At 35.6% G+C, this 16,114-nt stretch carries 15 protein-coding genes; 14 read left to right on the forward strand and 1 reads right to left on the reverse strand.

The window, feature by feature from the left end:
• Positions 1-33: 33 nt before the first annotated feature.
• The 12 genes from HOY35_RS02710 to HOY35_RS02765 all read left to right on the forward strand — a co-directional run bounded on the left by HOY35_RS02710 (position 34) and on the right by HOY35_RS02765 (position 14,280).
• Entirely contained in the window at positions 34-783 is a 750-nt protein-coding gene (locus HOY35_RS02710) for an amino acid ABC transporter ATP-binding protein (RefSeq protein ID WP_172210472.1), read from the forward strand.
• A 15-nt stretch (positions 784-798) separates the two neighbouring features.
• Positions 799-2,022, forward strand: a complete 1,224-nt coding sequence (locus HOY35_RS02715) for an MFS transporter (RefSeq protein ID WP_172210473.1) — start codon at positions 799-801, stop codon at positions 2,020-2,022.
• Positions 2,023-2,072: 50 nt separating this feature from the next.
• Positions 2,073-3,017 (forward strand): D-2-hydroxyacid dehydrogenase, encoded by a 945-nt coding sequence (locus HOY35_RS02720; protein ID WP_172210474.1) that lies wholly within the window; start codon positions 2,073-2,075, stop codon positions 3,015-3,017.
• A gap of 659 nt (positions 3,018-3,676) precedes the next feature.
• Positions 3,677-4,945, forward strand: coding sequence for an ABC transporter substrate-binding protein (locus HOY35_RS02725; RefSeq protein WP_172210475.1), 1,269 nt, complete (start codon positions 3,677-3,679; stop codon positions 4,943-4,945).
• A 61-nt stretch (positions 4,946-5,006) separates the two neighbouring features.
• Positions 5,007-5,909: a carbohydrate ABC transporter permease gene (locus HOY35_RS02730; RefSeq protein WP_172210476.1), complete on the forward strand. Its 903-nt coding sequence runs from the start codon at positions 5,007-5,009 to the stop codon at positions 5,907-5,909.
• On the forward strand, positions 5,910-6,734 hold the full coding sequence (locus tag HOY35_RS02735; RefSeq protein WP_172210477.1) for a carbohydrate ABC transporter permease: 825 nt from the start codon (positions 5,910-5,912) through the stop codon (positions 6,732-6,734).
• Positions 6,718-8,490 (forward strand): glycoside hydrolase family 36 protein, encoded by a 1,773-nt coding sequence (locus tag HOY35_RS02740; RefSeq protein ID WP_172210478.1) that lies wholly within the window; start codon positions 6,718-6,720, stop codon positions 8,488-8,490. Before HOY35_RS02735 ends, HOY35_RS02740 begins: the two co-directional genes overlap by 17 nt.
• Entirely contained in the window at positions 8,480-10,762 is a 2,283-nt protein-coding gene (locus tag HOY35_RS02745) for a glycoside hydrolase family 65 protein (protein ID WP_172210479.1), read from the forward strand. The genes HOY35_RS02740 and HOY35_RS02745 overlap by 11 nt, the downstream gene beginning before the upstream one ends.
• A gap of 20 nt (positions 10,763-10,782) precedes the next feature.
• The gene (locus HOY35_RS02750) at positions 10,783-11,802 is read left to right on the forward strand and encodes a LacI family DNA-binding transcriptional regulator (protein WP_172210480.1); all 1,020 of its coding nucleotides are present in this window, start codon (positions 10,783-10,785) and stop codon (positions 11,800-11,802) included.
• Positions 11,795-12,508, forward strand: coding sequence for a DUF1189 family protein (locus HOY35_RS02755; protein ID WP_172210481.1), 714 nt, complete (start codon positions 11,795-11,797; stop codon positions 12,506-12,508). The genes HOY35_RS02750 and HOY35_RS02755 overlap by 8 nt, the downstream gene beginning before the upstream one ends.
• Positions 12,509-12,533: 25 nt before the next feature.
• A complete protein-coding gene (gene pgmB, locus HOY35_RS02760) occupies positions 12,534-13,175 on the forward strand; it encodes a beta-phosphoglucomutase (protein WP_172210482.1) in 642 nt (213 codons plus the stop codon).
• 154 nt (positions 13,176-13,329) lie between these two features.
• Positions 13,330-14,280: a rhodanese-related sulfurtransferase gene (locus HOY35_RS02765; RefSeq protein ID WP_172210483.1), complete on the forward strand. Its 951-nt coding sequence runs from the start codon at positions 13,330-13,332 to the stop codon at positions 14,278-14,280.
• A 235-nt stretch (positions 14,281-14,515) separates the two neighbouring features.
• Here the strand turns inward: HOY35_RS02765 and HOY35_RS02770 are convergent, their stop codons facing one another.
• A complete protein-coding gene (locus HOY35_RS02770; RefSeq protein ID WP_172210484.1) occupies positions 14,516-15,259 on the reverse strand; it encodes a MarR family winged helix-turn-helix transcriptional regulator in 744 nt (247 codons plus the stop codon).
• 321 nt (positions 15,260-15,580) lie between these two features.
• Here HOY35_RS02770 and HOY35_RS02775 point away from each other — a divergent pair, with 321 nt between their 5' ends.
• Both HOY35_RS02775 and HOY35_RS13585 read left to right on the forward strand, forming a co-directional pair.
• Entirely contained in the window at positions 15,581-15,922 is a 342-nt protein-coding gene (locus HOY35_RS02775) for an iron chaperone (protein ID WP_172210485.1), read from the forward strand.
• Between the two features lie 15 nt (positions 15,923-15,937).
• Positions 15,938-16,069 carry a hypothetical protein gene (locus HOY35_RS13585; RefSeq protein WP_283770037.1) on the forward strand — a complete coding sequence of 44 codons (132 nt, stop codon included), beginning with the start codon at positions 15,938-15,940 and terminating at the stop codon, positions 16,067-16,069.
• The last annotated feature ends 45 nt before the right edge of the window (positions 16,070-16,114 follow it).

Here is a 16,114-nt window from a genome sequence, read left to right on the forward strand (position 1 = left end):
AATTATGGTTATTTAGAAAGGTGGCGACAATTTATGACAGCAATCGAAATTACAGATGTTCATAAGAGCTTTGGTAATCATGAAATTCTTAAGGGTGTTAATTTGATTATTGAAGAAGGTGAAGTAGTTGTAATATTAGGTGCAAGTGGTTCTGGGAAAACAACTTTTTTACGTTGCATTAATTTTCTTGAACGGGCAAGCAACGGTCGGATTTTGCTTGGTGATACAATGGTTCGTTTTTCACTAGCAACTAAAAAGCATATTAGAAGTATTAGAATGCAGACAGCAATGGTCTTTCAGGGCTACGAACTATTTAAGCATATGACAATTTTACAAAATGTAATTGAAGGTTTAGTGACTCCTAGAAGGATGGGCAAAAAGGAAGCCGAGGTAATTGGCATGGCACAGCTAGAGAAGGTTGGCTTGGCCGATAAGGCACGCTCTTATCCAAGTCAGCTTTCTGGTGGTCAGCAGCAGCGCGTTGGTATTGCAAGAGCGATGGCCTTAGAGCCCAAGCTGATGTTATTTGATGAGCCTACCTCAGCATTGGATCCAGAGCTTGTCGGTGAGGTATTAGATATTATGAAGCAATTGGCACGTGAAGGTCGTACAATGATTGTCGTCACCCATGAGATGCAATTTGCTTATGAGGTAGCTGACAGGGTTGTCTTTATGGACGGTGGAGTGGTTGTTGAGACTGGTACCCCCGATGAGATTTTTAATCATCCTAAGGCGGAACGAACCAAGGAATTTTTATCTAGTCTGTCTTTTAATAAAGCTTAGAAAGAATATATAATTATGATTAATGAAGGACAAGAAATTGTCGAGTGCACTTCTTTGCAGACAGAAAAAAATGAAGTGAAAATATTTTCAAAGGATTTATTACTTGTGATGCTAGTTGGCTTTTTAGCGGGAACTGCAATCACTACTCAAATGGGAACCCTGCCTTTATATATTGATTATTTAGGAGGCTCAAAGGGTCAGTCAGGAATGGTTGTTGGTATTTTAGGTATTTCGTCATTATTTTGTCGAATTCCTGTCGGCCGTTTGCTTGATAGATATGGTCGTAAGCTGATTCTTTGCATGGGCTTAATAATATTAGTAATTGATTTTATGTTTTTGAATTTATTTCATGAAATCATGTTACTTTTTATTTTAAGATTTATTCAAGGCTTAGGTATGGGAATTGAATCAACTGCAACAAGTACCTTGGCAAGTGATTTAATTCCTAAATCACGTCTTACTGTGGGATTAGGTTATTTTAGCATTGCCCTAACGCTACCAAGTGCGATTGGCCCACTGATTGGGCTATTTCTAGTTCAAAACTATGGCTTTAATGCGCTATTTTTTGCTGGATTACTCTTGACTATTTTAGCGGCAATAGCAAGCCTTTTTATTTCTGATCAGTATAAAAAACAGCTCAAATCAACCTCAGAAAAAGTATCAGCTGCTAAAAATTTTCAATCTAAATCATTGCTATTGAAGATTGAAGTGATTATTCCGAGCTTAATTATGTTTTTGGTTTGCCTGACCAATTCGGCGGTTACCGCCTTTATTTCTCAGTTTGCGATTGAAAAGTCAGTGAACAATATTGGTTATTATTTTACCGTTAATGCGATTACGACTGTTGTGGTTCGGATTATTTATCCCAGAATATTTAGAAATATTAAGAATGGCATTCTAGTATCAGGTAGTATTATTGTCATGATTGCTTCGTTTTGGTTGATTTCTGTAAGCCAAACATTGTTTCATTTTTTGCTGGCCGCAATTTTATTTGGTATTGGCTTTGCGTCAATTTTGCCAATTATGAATGCGATCGTGTTAAATAATGTCTCGAAATTTCAACGTGGCAATGCGACCGCTATTTTTTCTGCCGCGATGGATGTGGCGTATGGTGGTGGCGCAATGATTTGGGGATTTATCGCTATGCTTAGTGGCTTCTCCTTGATGTATCAGCTATGTGGAGCTTTAGTAGCTTTAACGCTTCTAATCGCCTTTAAGTTTAAAAAATTTCTATTTTAGCGCAGATAACAATATAAAATAATAATGAATTATTGAGTAGGAGTTAGAGAATGATTGGTACAATGAATAAAATTCCTGAAAAATTAATGAGTAAATATAGTGAAATCTTAAAAGAAGAAATTGTGGCAATTGATGCTATTCAAGCCTCAAATCAGGTTTTTTCAGATATTGATATTTTAATCGGTGGTTTTGAATTAACAGAGAAAGCGATTAAAAATTTCCCCAATTTAAAATTAATCTTTACCTTTAGCTCCGGTGTAAATTTTTTACCCTTCGATTATCTAAAGCAAAGAAAAATAAAAGTTGTCAATTCAAGAGGTCTTCATGCAGAGCAAATGTCTGAGCATGCTATCGGCTTAATGCTGAGCCTAACTCGAGGATTGAAGCAAGCAGCAATTGCTCAAGGTCAAAAGAAGTGGCTTTCTGAAGCTAGCTATCCGTTTTCGAGTGTAAACGGCAAAGAGATTTGCATTGTAGGCGCAGGTACAATTGGGCAGGCTGTAGCTAGAAAAGCTAAGGCCTTTGATATGCGGGTCACTGGGGTAAAGCGAAAGCTTGAGAGACTTGAGAATTTTGACAATGTCTATCCAATTTCAGAGTTGACTGCAGCAGTTGCTTCGGCAGATTTTATTATTCTATTAACACCTCTTACTGAAGCCACACGGCATTTATTTAATCAAGCCATTTTTGGAAATATGAAGGCTAGTAGCTACTTTATTAATCTTTCACGAGGTGGAACGGTCGATGAGTCTGCGTTACATAAGGCATTGATACAGGGTCAAATTGCTGGAGCCGCCCTGGATGTCTTTGAACAGGAACCACTTAACTCGGATTCACCCTTTTGGGAATTGGATAATGTCATCATTACACCACATACAGCAGGTGTGATTTCAAATTATGCAGAACGTGCATTGTCTATTTTTTCAGATAATTTGCAGCTATATAGAGCAGAAAAGAAGATGACTAATCAAGTAAATTTAGATTTGCAATACTAAATCTGTTACGGCCAGCAGCTGCTTAGCAGCATAGAAAATGGTGCTAAATTACCCTGTAATTATAAACGCTAAGTGTGATTGCTTACCAAGCTTTAATTTTATCTAAAAGAAATAGAAAGCTGCACATAGGTATATTATGTGCTCAGACCTTAAGTGCCTGAGTAACTTTACGGATAGTATTTCTTATGCTTCACTTTCTACTCAAATTCTTTTAGAGCTATGATGAATGGTAAACAATAAATTTAAGATATATGAAACCTAACGCTTTAGCGCTTTAGTTGAAGTGTTAAAAAATTTTTATTGTTTCGGTAGCGCTTCGATCAATAAGGTGCTTTTTATCTCTGATTAAAACTGTGAAAAATAGATGAGTCCTCCGGTCAGACGTTCTCTGTCTGACCGGAGGACTCATCTATTTGAACAATTTTGGGAGAGAAAGCCCCTAATTTACCAATATAACGAAAGGAGTTTTTTTTCTAACTCCTTTTTTAATTAATAAAAAAAAGATATAAAAAATAGTTGACATCCGAAACGTTTCGGGTAATAATGATTACAGAAAGCGTTTTCAAAAAAACTACAAAGGAGAAAGCAATTATTTTTTTATTTTGAATCCGAAACGTTTCGGATGAAGGCATTTAATCGATTCTTGGGAGGAATTATTGATGAAAAAAATGTTTAAAAATTTCAGTATTTTATTATTTAGTTTTATTGTTGTAGTTGGTTTGGTGGGCTGTGGCAGCAAAAACAGTGATTCAGATAGTAGTGATAAAAAAACACTCACGGTTGGTTTCTGGAAGGGTGATTCAACAACCGAGGATACAGCAAGAAAAAATGCTTTTGCCGCATTTACAAAGAAAACAGGGATTAAGATTAAAGAGAAGGTTTACAACGATTACGACACCCAGTTAATGACAGACTTCGTTGGTGGTACTGCACCTGATGTATTTTATGTCGATTCATCAAGTATCCCGACCTTTTATGAGCAGGGCGTGTTAGAGCCATTAGACAGCTATATCGAAAAACAGAAAGACTTTAACGCATCAGATTTTTATGAACCGATTTATAATGCTTTCAAGGGTAGTGATGGCAAGATGTACGGTGTGCCAAAGGACTATTCAACTTTGGGATTATATTACAATGAGGATTTATTGGCTAAGGCAGGGATGACTGCTGCTGATCTACCAAAGGACTATAGTGAAATGGAGGCCTTTCTGACTAAATTGAAAGAGAAGCTACCAGATGTACAGCCAATGGTCTTTTCAGCATTATTAGCAAGACAAGTATACATTGCTCAGTCAGAGGGCGGCAGTATTGTTGATAGTAAAGGTAATGCAACCCTTGATGATGCAAAGGTTGTTAGTGCACTTCAGGTATTAGTTGATCTATATCAAAAAGGCTTGATTAGAACGGCCTCTGACTTAGGAGATGGCTGGGCTGGTGACACCTTTGGTCGTGGTGGTGCAGTAATCAGCGATGAAGGTACTTGGATGGTTTCTCATTTAAATAATAATTTTTCAGATTTAAAATGGGGTGTTACAGAATTGCCAACAGTAAATAATCAACAAGGTAATATGGCATACGCTGTTAGCTATTCTATGAATTCTGCTTCAAAAAATAAGGATGAAGCTTGGGATTTAATCAATTATTTAACGCATGATGCAATGGCCGATTATGCCAAAGCGGCTTCAGTTTTACCTTCAAGGAAATCAGTTGCTGAGGCGATTGATATTAATGCCAATGAAACAATGAGTCCATTTATTAAAGCAGCTGATTATGCGACAGCATGGCAGGATGGACCATATCTAAGCTTAATTTCTTCAAGATATGACAATATGATTACCTCGGCACTTAAAGGAGAGATGACCTTAGAGGCAGCATTGAAGGAAGCAACCGTTTCTGCTAATCAGGATATCGAAAATCAAATTAAATAGCTAAGTGAGTGAGCAATATGATTAATTGCATATTGCTCACTCCGATTATGAGGTGTAAAGAATGAACAAAAGAATTAGAGGGCAGCTACAAGGTTTCCTTTTTTCACTGCCGGCAATGCTTATACTAGCCATATTTGTTTTATTACCTGTGATTTACTCTTTCTATTTATCATTTAATAAGGTTTCACTTGTGGGTGATATTACCTATGATTTTGTAGGTTTAAAAAATTATTTTAATGCTTTTAAGGATCCTCGTGTGATTATCGCACTAAAAAACACTGTTAAATATGTATTGATTGTTGTACCAGCTCAGACCTTGTTGGCCTTGCTGCTTGCCTCGGTTTTGAATTCAGGTGTCAAATTTCAAAACAGCTTTAGAACCTTGCTTTTTTTACCAACCTTAACGTCAAGTTCAGCCTTAACAATGATTTTTATGTTTCTATTTAGTGTCAACGGTCCAATTAATAAATTATTTATCCAGCTAGGCTTTATTGATGCACCTGTTAGCTTTTTGAATGACAGCTCTACTGTCTTATATGCCATTATTATTATGAATGTTTGGTCAACAGTACCGATGTTTATGACAATCTATCTGGCAGGCTTACAGGATATACCAAAAACGATGTATGAGGCGGCTGAAATTGATGGTGCCAATGCTTTTCAAAGGCTGATTAAAATTACAATTCCTCAGCTTGTGCCTGTTACTAATTATATTGTGATGGTTGGTTTAGCATCAACTTTTCAGCTATTTGATCAAACCTACATTGTTTCAAGCGGATCAGGCGGACCAAATAATTCTACGCTGACCTTATCATTAATTATTTATCAGTATGCATTTAAAACCTTTGGCACGATGGGCTATGCGTCAGCAATTGCAGTATTATTGACTATATTTATTTTCATTATTTCAATGATATTGAGAAGGTTTACAAATGAAGATGTTACTGGGGAAGGGTTGGTTTAGATGAAAAAAATTAAGGCTTCTCGCATTATTTTATATGCAATTTTACTAGGCTATACAGCAATTACGGTTTATCCATTTTTATGGGCAGTTTTTGCATCTATCAAGCCTTATAGTGAAATTGTTAGTGGTGGCTTAAAGCTTTTACCCTCAAGTCCCACTCTAGAAAATTTTAAATATATTTTTACTGAGGATCCCTTATTTCCAAAGTGGGTTCAAAATTCAATTATCATTTCGCTATTAGGTACAGTTATCAATGTTATCTTGAATAGTATGTGCGGCTATGCTTTAGCACGGCTAAATTTTCCGGGGAAAAAAGCACTTTTTCTAACAATCGTTGCTTGTATTATGATTCCAGCACAAATTTTATTAATACCAAATTATTTAATTATTAAGAATCTTGGTTTATTAGATACCTATTCTGCCTTAATTATTCCTTCTGCGATTAATTTTGCTTATATTTTTATGATGCGTCAGTTTTTCTTATCATTTCCAACTGAAATTGAAGAAGCAGCGCAGCTGGATGGTTTAAGTCGACCAAAAATTTTCTTTAAAATTGTGATGCCAATGGCGAGGGCCTCGGTCGGAACGCAAGCAATTTTTGTATTTCTTGGCTTTTGGAATGATTTCATGAAGCCATTGCTTTTCATAACTTCTCCAGAGAAGTATACCTTGACTTTAGGCTTACAGTCATTCCAATCACAGCATGCAACCCAATGGAATTATATTATGGCTGCAGCCGTCGTAACGATTTCACCAATTATCGTATTATATATTTTGCTTAATAAATACTTTATGAAGGGGATGAAAATTGGCGGGGATAAATAAGGATAAGGCTGCGAAAATTCTAGTTGAAAATGCAGAGTATATCAATGTGCCAATGAATCATTTTCAGTCTGGCGAAAGCTTCATTTGGCTACTAGATTTTAAAAATTATCAGGATCAAGTATCCACAAAATATACTGTCACCTTGGCTTTTCCGATTCAGAAAATTGCTTATTTTTGGCATCCAACCAAGCAATTAAATTTAAATTTACCAATGCTTTGGGAAGAGGTAATCGTTACAAAATCGAATTATTCAATACCAGTTTATTCATTTTTAAGTCAATCGGGAAAAAACAGGCTGACAATCGCAATATCGGAAATTAGCTCACCAGTTACGGTAATGGCTGGCGTGCAGGAGGAAAGTGCATCAATTATTTTCCAAATCAGTATCGATAAATCACGGTTAAAGAACGCCGAATTAAAGCTCTATCTATCTAGTGAGGAGCAATTGTTTTCAAAAGCGATAATGCAGGCACGAGATTGGTTGTATCAGGTTAATGAAATTCAGCCTAGCAATCGGCTAGCTAAAAGCTTTGAAATGGTTTTTTCAAGCTGGTATGCCTTTCATCAAGCTATTAATGCAGAAAAATTAGAAAGAGAGCTTGCTTATTTTAAGCAATACCATTTAAATACATTAATTTTAGACGATGGCTGGCAAACGAACGATTCAAATAGAGGCTATCAATTTGCAGGTGACTGGCAATTTGCTATTGAAAAATTTCCAAATATCAAAAATCATGTCAAAAAGTTTCAGGCTCAGGACTGTCATTATTTACTATGGCTTAGCTTGCCATTTATTGGCAAGAAATCGAATCATTGGGCAGAATTTAAAAATAGCTTTCTCTATATTGATGATGCGCAGGGGGCTGGTATCTTAGATCCAAGATTTGCTAAGACGCGTCAATATATGATTGATCAAGCGATAAATTTAGTTAAGCTGACTGGTGTTGATGGCCTTAAATTAGATTTTTTAGATGTTTTTTATACCAAAGACGATGAAAGCTTTTCGGATGAATGGGACGTACTAGAGCTTGAGAGCGCGATTGAATTATTGCTTTATGAGCTGCACCAACAGCTAGAGGCCATCCAGCCAAATTTAATGATTGAATTTCGGGAGAATTATTTTGGACCAATCATGAATCAGACCGCAAACATTTTTAGAGTAAAGGACTGTCCTAATGATTTTATCATGAACCGCACAAGTATTGCTAAGCTTAGATTGCTGTGTCCTACTACAGCAATTCACTCGGATATGCTCATGTGGCACGCTGATGATACTGTCGAATATGCGGCATTACAAATTGAAAACTGTATTTTTGGCATACCTCAGATATCAGTTCAGCTTTCTAAATTAACTGAGGAGCATCAACTGATGCTGGCATTTTGGACGAGCTATTTAACTGATAATTCAAATTTATTAAATAATGGCGAATATTTTGCGCTAAATCCCCAGCATCAATTTAATCTGCAATTAATTACCAATAGGTATCATACGATTATTGCTTGTTATGAGGAAAACTTGGTGATTGATCTTAGTGAAATTAAGACATCAACAATAGATATTATTAATGCAACTGAAAATAATCATATTTATATATATAGTTCAAAAAAACAATCCATTCAGCTTCAATCTCTAAATTGTATGGGTGTCACTCAGTATTGCTCTGATCAAGTTATTATCAATGCTTTGAGAATTGATGTTTTGGCGGCAGGGATGATAAAAATAACAAAGAAAGAGGAAAAAATAAATGGTGAGTAATCTGAGATATATTAGTTCAAGCCAGATTGAGGAAATATTTTTTAATGAAGCGGTATTACCAAAGTTTGAATCTTTAATGGCTCAAGGTAATGGCTATTTAGAGGTGAGAAATAGTCTTGAAGAAAGCTATCGTACAGGATCTAGGGGGATGTTTGTAGCTGGTGTTTTTAACCAATACTCGAATCAGGAAGTAATCGAGCTTGCTAATTTTCCAGATTTATTAGCAACTAGTATTAAGGTCAATGGTCAGATTGTTGATTTAAAATTGAATGTGGCTCAAGGATACTCACGAAAAATAGATTACAAAACTGGCGAGACGATTCGACATTTTTATTGGTCAGATGGTAAAGGACTTGATTTAGAAATAACCTTTAAGCGTTTTGTATCAATGGCAAATCAACATTTAATCGTTAATCAAATTAGCCTTCAAGCTAATCAGGCTTGTCAGCTTGAAATTGAATCTGGGATCAATGGTCAAATTACTAATAGTGGTTCACAGCATTTTGAAGAAGGTGAGAAGCGCTATCATCAGGACCAATATCTTCAATTAGTAACTGAAACCTCTAATACTAGAATTCCAATTAGCTTAAACTGTGTCCATCGGCTGAATCAAAAGTCAACTAAAAGAATTACAATGAATCGTCGTCAACTAAAAGAAATGCATTCGGTTAATTTAAGCGCCAATCAGTGCTTGGATTATACAAAGTATTGCTTAGTTTTTACAGGACGGGATATTGATTATACTGAAAATTCAGCAGAATCATATTTAAGGGAAATGCCACTTGAAATGCTTTCTGAAGTGAGTCAAAAATCTTATGAGGCACTATTTCAAGCGAGTAAAGAGAAGTGGTCAGCTATTTGGCAGAATGCACCAATTAAAATTACAGCAGCGGATTTTAAAGATGAATTAATGCTTAATTTTGCACGTTACCATCTGCACGCCATGTCCCCGGTTCATGACAGTCGAATGAACATCGGTGCTAAGGGAATGACAGGTGAGGGCTATAAGGGACATACCTTTTGGGATACAGAAATTTTTATTTTACCATATTTCACTTATAATTATCCTCAGTCAGCAAAGCATTTAATTGAATATCGAATTCAATCATTGGCAGCTGCTCAAAAAAATGCCCAAGCAAATGGTTTCCAAGGTGCGCAGTATCCTTGGGAATCTGCGTGGTTGACAGATGGTGAGGTCACACCAAAATTTGGTGGTATTGACATTGTTTCAGGGAAGCCAACACCAGTGCTAACAGGAGATTTAGAGCATCATGTGACAGGTGATGTTGTATTTGGCGCAGCCGAGTATATTTCGATTACAGGCGATGCTTCATTTAAAGCCGAAATCTTGCCAATGGTTATTCAATGTGCTATTTTTTGGTCAACGCGTGCTGCTTGGAATGAAACGAAGCAGCGTTATGAAATTAATGAGGTCATTGGACCGGACGAGTATACTGAGCATGTTAATAATAATGCCTATACCAATTACATGGCAAAATATACCATCGATTTAGCCTTGGAGTACATTCATGCGGATTCAGATATGGCTGAAATGATGATTTCAAAGTCAGCCTACCAGCGACTAATGGCTGTTAGCAGTCAGTTATATTTACCGATTCCTAATGAGACGCAGGTGATTCCACAGGACGATACGTTTCTTAGTAAACCAATTATTGATTTAAGAAAGTACTTAGAAACAGAAGAGGTATTAACTATTTTAGGTGATTATAATATGTCACAAATCAATAATCTACAGGTCTTAAAGCAGGCAGATGTTGTTTTATTATTGCTTCTATTTCCAGAAAAATTCTCTAAAGAAGTGAAGCTAGCTAACTGGAATTATTATTATCCTAAAACCTTGCATGACTCGTCGCTTTCAAAAAGTAGCCATTGTAATCTAGCCTTAATGCTAGATGAGGTTGAAACGGCCTATGAGCTGTTTAGAAGTAATTTTGTAATTGACTTGAGTGATCGAAATATGAATTCATCAAATGATGGTGTTCATGCAGCCTCTCTGGGTGGTATTTGGCAGAATGTTATTTTGGGCTTTGGTGGGCTAAGGATTCATGAAAACCAGCTTTCTCTTACGCCAAAATTGCCGAAAAATTGGGATAAGCTTGAATATATGGTAAAATTTAAGCAGCAAAAAATAAATGTTGTAATAACACATAATCAAGTTGCGTTATCTTGTGATGATAACAATTCTGAAATTGAGCTTGTATTTATGAATCAAAAGGTTAAATTTCAAGATACAATCACGCTCTACTATTAGAATTAATCGAGGGATGTATGATGGTGAACATAAAGGATATTTCAAAATTGACTGGTTTTTCTGTAACAACGGTTTCTAGAGCACTGAATAATCATGATGATGTCAGTCAGGAAACTAAAAAGAAAATTCAAAGCATGGCTAAAAAAGTAGGTTATTCTCCAAATGTACTCGCAAAAAGCTTAGTTAATCGAAATTCAAATACATTTGGTTTTATTACGTCAAACTTTTCATCGACTAGTGTTTTGGATAGCTTTTCTTTTAAGCTTTTTATGCTTTGTGTCAATATTGCCAATGAAAGTGGCTATGAAATTGTCTTAATTCACTCAAATACCCATATGCATCGCTCTAAAAATTTTTCACAAATTATTTCAGAAAGAAATTTAAGTGGCGCCATTATCCAAGGATTTAATACAGATGATCCCATTTGTAGTGAAGCCAGAGAATCTGATGTGCCAGTAGTTTTTATCGATATTGAGGAAGAAAGTGAGACCACAACTTACGTTAGCTCTGATATCAATCAGGCGGTTGAGCTTGGCTTTACTTATTTATTTGATAAGGGGCATAAAAGGATTGCCTTTATTGAAGGGGCAAATCAGTCACGGATTACCAAACGATGGCAGCGTGAAATTGATAATTATTATAGTCAGCACGCTAATCAATTTGAGGAATTTGTAGTTTTAGAGGGTGGTTATAAGCTCGATCTTACTAAAAAGGTGATTCATAATTATTATGAACAAAATAGAACAAATTATCCAACAGCACTTTTTGCAGCGAGTGATGTTATGGCGATTGGTGCCATGGAGGGCTTACGAGATTGTCAAATTAAAATTCCAAATGACGTTTCAGTACTGGGCTATGATGGTATTAATTTTTCAGCCCATTTAAATCCCGCCTTGACTACCATTGGTCAGGATTATCAAAAAATCGCTTCAAGTGCAATCAGTGCGCTATTGGACTTAACGCGTTCAAACAAAGTCAAACCGATTATTTTAGATGTTAATTTAATTGAACGAGAAACTGTAGGTAGTAAATATGATTGATAGATTAATGACTGCTGTCAAATTAGACTTTTCAGCGATGATTAAAAAACCTGCTGAAAAAATTAAGCAAACAATGAGTACTTTAATTGTGTCAATATTATTAGTTGGCTCAATCAATGCACTGGTTAATATTTCGCAGCTTGATATAAAGCTTGGCATCAGTCAGTTGAGCCAGCAGACATATACAATCACTGAAGGAGAGGTCAATATTGATTCAAATGATTTAGAGCAGCTAAATGAAAAACTACAAAATAGTGGTATTTCAATTCAAGCTACTAAAATTTCATTTGGAAAGCAGGATTCACTTTCCTTTGAGCAGATTCAGCTATTATTTGGAAAATCTCAGATTTCAAGTGATGAAATAAATGAGCTACTAAAGAATTATAATAACTTTATTGTTAATTTTATTTTCTTTTATTTCTATTTTAAAGAGCTTTTATTTGCTGTTTGGATGATTATTTTAGTCATTGTTTTGTCTAGAACGACACAAAAATACTTGAGAAATCGTGTTGAAGTTAAGTTTGAGCAGGTGTTTGACTGGATTTCTAGTTTAGCAACGCTTCCATTATTTCTTTACTTAATTTTGAATAGTATCGGTTTACGCTGGTCGATGAGAGTATTTATCATAACATTATTATATACCTTGCTTGTATTTATTTTTACAAGATTTAGTTTCAGTCATTTAAAAATAGAAGAAGAAAACTAATTTTATAAATAATGGAGATAAATCATTGAATAAAAAAGCAGCGTTATTTGATTTAGATGGTGTGTTAGTTGATACTGCTAAATTCCATTTTCTTGCATGGAAGCAATTAGCAGATCGATTAGGTATTCATTTTTCAGAGCAGGATAATGAAAAATTAAAGGGTGTGTCAAGAGAAGAATCCCTTGATATTCTCCTAGGGCTAGGTGAAAGGAAATATTCTGAGGCAGAAAAGTTAGCGATGGCCGAAGAAAAGAATAAAAGCTATGTGAAATACATTCAAAAGATGGATGCCTCTGAAATTTTACCTGGTGTATTGCAAACCTTGACAAGCTTAAAAAGTCGAAAAATAAAAATCGGGCTTGGCTCTGCTAGTAAAAATACAGCAATCATCTTAAAAAATACTGGATTAAGCCAATATTTTGATGTGATTATTGATGGTAATATTGTATGTAATGCTAAGCCTGATCCAGAGGTTTTTATAAAAGGAGCAGAGGGCTTGGCAATTTCCAGTCAAGACTGTGTTGTCTTTGAAGATTCTGAAGCTGGATGTCAGGCTGCTAGAAGCGCTGGTATGTATGCCGTTGGTGTCGGCAAAAAAGAAAATTTACCAAGTGCCAATGAAATAATTGCCAACTTTAAAGAATTTAAAGTCGAAGCATTATTTTAAAATCGAGTCAACAGATATTCAATGTATCTGTTGGCTTTTTTGCTTATTGATGATTAAATTTGTGTATTAAAACACAAGCATAAAAATCGCTTTTTTATTTTACAGACTTATATAATTAGAGAGAATGATTATCACTGATAAAGGAGTCGTATAAATGAATTATCGCGTATTATTATATTATAAATATACAACAATTGAAGATCCAACAGCGTTCGCTGCAGCCCATTTGACCTATTGCAAATCTCTAAATTTAAAGGGTAGAATTCTAGTGGCAAATGAGGGCATTAATGGCACAATCTGTGGTACAGTTGCACAAACAGATGCTTATATGGAAACGCTACTGTCAGATGAACGTTTTAAAGATACCTATTTTAAAATTGATGCTGCTGAAACAAACGCCTTTCGTAAAATGTTTGTTAGACCGCGTCAAGAATTGGTTGCTTTAAATTTAGAAGATGACATTAATCCGCTTGAAACAACTGGTAAATACATTGAACCAGTTGAATTTAGAGAAGCGTTACTAGATGAGGATACGGTCGTTATAGATGCCAGAAATGACTATGAATACGATTTAGGTCATTTTAGAGGTTCAGTTCGTCCAGCTATTCGTAATTTTAGGGAATTACCTGAATGGATTCGGGCAAATAAAGAAAAATTTATGGATAAAAAAATCGTGACTTACTGTACAGGTGGTATTCGCTGCGAAAAATTTTCTGGCTGGTTGTTAAAAGAGGGCTTTGCAGATGTTTCACAGCTTCATGGTGGCATTGCGGTTTATGGTAAGGATCCGCAAACAAAGGGTGAGCTTTGGGACGGAAAAATGTATGTCTTTGATGATCGCATCAGCGTTGAAATTAATCACGTCGATAAAAAAATTGTTGGTAAGGATTGGTTTGATGGTACCCCATGTGAACGCTATATTAATTGTGCGAATCCATTTTGCAATAAACAAATTTTAGCCTCAGAAGTCAACGAGGCAAAATATCTAGGTAGCTGTTCTGATGAATGTCGTCATCATCCTTCTAATCTTTATACTAAGAGACATCAAATTTCTCAAGATGAATTTGATGCTCGTCTTCTAGCGATTAGCAGTTCAATAAAATAAATCATTGGTGGGTGTGGCAAAAAGTCACTCCCTTTTTATCTTAAAGTTCGTGATTTTTGGATGATAGTGGTAAGAGAGGTAAGAAGTCAGATGAATTTTCGAACATTTACAAGTAAATATCATCGATTTCCTAATTTTCTACGTTGTTAAATGCCTTATGTCTTGCCTTCTCTTTATGCTTAATCGGCTTTGAAGCTTTAAAAAACGGACTGCATTAACAACCCGTTTTTTTAATTTAATATTCGTTTTCAGTTGCCTCGTTTTTAGGAGAATGATTGTGTGTTTTAAAGTGCTCATGTGAAGTAAAATCAGAATTGAAGCGAGCATCAAAGAAATTCTCTCTACCAAAATGTCCACGGTCATGATGATGCTCATGATGAGGACGTCCAAAATTTTGATGCATTGCTTTGTGGCAGGCTCTTAATTTTTCGCGCTTCAGCATTTCTTGTTCATGACGTGGTAAAGCTTGGAATGCTTCACTAGAGAATTCCTCAAATAATTCAGTTTTAATGCTTGCCAGCTTTTCAAAAGGATTAGTTGCCTTATCAAAACGAGTTTTTAAATTTTCTGGGAAGCCTGCGATCATTTTTGTTAACAACTGCTGTAGTGCTTCTTGTTCAGCGACTGTTAAACCCTTAAATAACGCCTCTGAGTAATCTAGCTGTTTACCGGTTGAAGCTTTTAATTTACCAGCTTCAGTTAAAAAAACCTGCTTGATACGCTTATCATCCTTGTCTTCACGGCGGTTGATTACCCCTTTTTGTTCAAGCTTTTTCAAGGTTTCAGCAAGGCTACTTGGCTTAATATCAAGTAGCTCTGCTAATAAGCCTTGAGTCAAGCCATCCTCCTCACTTAATAGGTCAATGATACGTTGCTGTGCAGGTGCTGTTTGCTTCATTTCTGCATTAAAGGCTAGTTTTTGGCTTAATCTGCCAACGCTTGCCAATGAGCGAAGTAAATCATGAGTTAATTTGGACATTTTCAATCCACCTTTCTAAAATATTAAATAAACTCCGGTATCGGAATAGAGTAAAAATAAACAGTCCACTAAATATAAGCATAGTTTCAAAAATGAGTTGATTCATATTGCCTCCTTATTTTCTTAAACAAATATTTTGGTACCTAACTATCGATATCATTAATATAATACGGTACCTAATTATTGTCAAGTATTTTATTTTGGTACCGAAATATTTTTGTGGATCAAAATAATTTATAGCCAGGTCAATGATTCAACGGGACGCCTGTGTTATAATGAGTTATCCTATGATTAATTGATTAGAGAAGGGATGACGATAGAATGACAGTTATTGAACAATATATTGCTGAGGCTGCAGAAAATCAACAGCCACATTTAAAAGCATGCTATCAGGTCATTAAAATGCGACTACCAAAAGCAACCGAACAAATAAAATACGGTCTGCCCACCTTTTACCAAAATGGTAGCATCGTCCATTTTGGCGCTATGAAAAATCATTTAGGTTTTTATCCGACTCCAGAGGTAATTAATTATTTTTCAAAGGCCTTAAAATCTTATCAGACGAGTAAAGGTGCTGTTCGATTTTCATATCAAGAAGCCCTACCACTTGATTTAATCGAAGGGATGATTGATTATCGCAAGAGTATTTTAAATATAGCTTAAAGCGAGGTGAACTGAGTGACTGAAAAAGAAAAAATGGCTGCATTAATCAAAGCCAAGCAAGCTGGCGGTGGCAAAGCCAAGCAAATGGCTACACCGAAAAACGATCGTAAAAATATGCGTAAAGGCCCCAAAATATTTAATAAATAACAGCATTAGTGAGTACCGCTTGGTATTGACTGGTGCTTTTTTTTA

The organism is Enterococcus sp. MMGLQ5-1 (genome assembly GCF_013155265.1).
Classification (GTDB): Bacteria; Bacillota; Bacilli; order Lactobacillales; family Streptococcaceae; genus MMGLQ5-1.

Excerpts from the sequence above, each read along its gene's own strand:
- HOY35_RS02710 (WP_172210472.1), top strand. The coding sequence starts at position 34 with ATGACAGCAATCGAAATTACAGATGTTCATAAGAGCTTTGGTAATCAT.
- HOY35_RS02715 (WP_172210473.1), top strand. The coding sequence starts at position 799 with ATGATTAATGAAGGACAAGAAATTGTCGAGTGCACTTCTTTGCAGACA.
- HOY35_RS02720 (WP_172210474.1), top strand. The coding sequence starts at position 2,073 with ATGATTGGTACAATGAATAAAATTCCTGAAAAATTAATGAGTAAATAT.
- HOY35_RS02725 (WP_172210475.1), top strand. The coding sequence starts at position 3,677 with ATGAAAAAAATGTTTAAAAATTTCAGTATTTTATTATTTAGTTTTATT.
- HOY35_RS02730 (WP_172210476.1), top strand. The coding sequence starts at position 5,007 with ATGAACAAAAGAATTAGAGGGCAGCTACAAGGTTTCCTTTTTTCACTG.
- HOY35_RS02735 (WP_172210477.1), top strand. The coding sequence starts at position 5,910 with ATGAAAAAAATTAAGGCTTCTCGCATTATTTTATATGCAATTTTACTA.
- HOY35_RS02745 (WP_172210479.1), top strand. The coding sequence starts at position 8,480 with ATGGTGAGTAATCTGAGATATATTAGTTCAAGCCAGATTGAGGAAATA.
- HOY35_RS02750 (WP_172210480.1), top strand. The coding sequence starts at position 10,783 with ATGGTGAACATAAAGGATATTTCAAAATTGACTGGTTTTTCTGTAACA.
- HOY35_RS02755 (WP_172210481.1), top strand. The coding sequence starts at position 11,795 with ATGATTGATAGATTAATGACTGCTGTCAAATTAGACTTTTCAGCGATG.
- HOY35_RS02765 (WP_172210483.1), top strand. The coding sequence starts at position 13,330 with ATGAATTATCGCGTATTATTATATTATAAATATACAACAATTGAAGAT.
- HOY35_RS02770 (WP_172210484.1), bottom strand. The coding sequence starts at position 15,259 with ATGTCCAAATTAACTCATGATTTACTTCGCTCATTGGCAAGCGTTGGC.
- HOY35_RS02775 (WP_172210485.1), top strand. The coding sequence starts at position 15,581 with ATGACAGTTATTGAACAATATATTGCTGAGGCTGCAGAAAATCAACAG.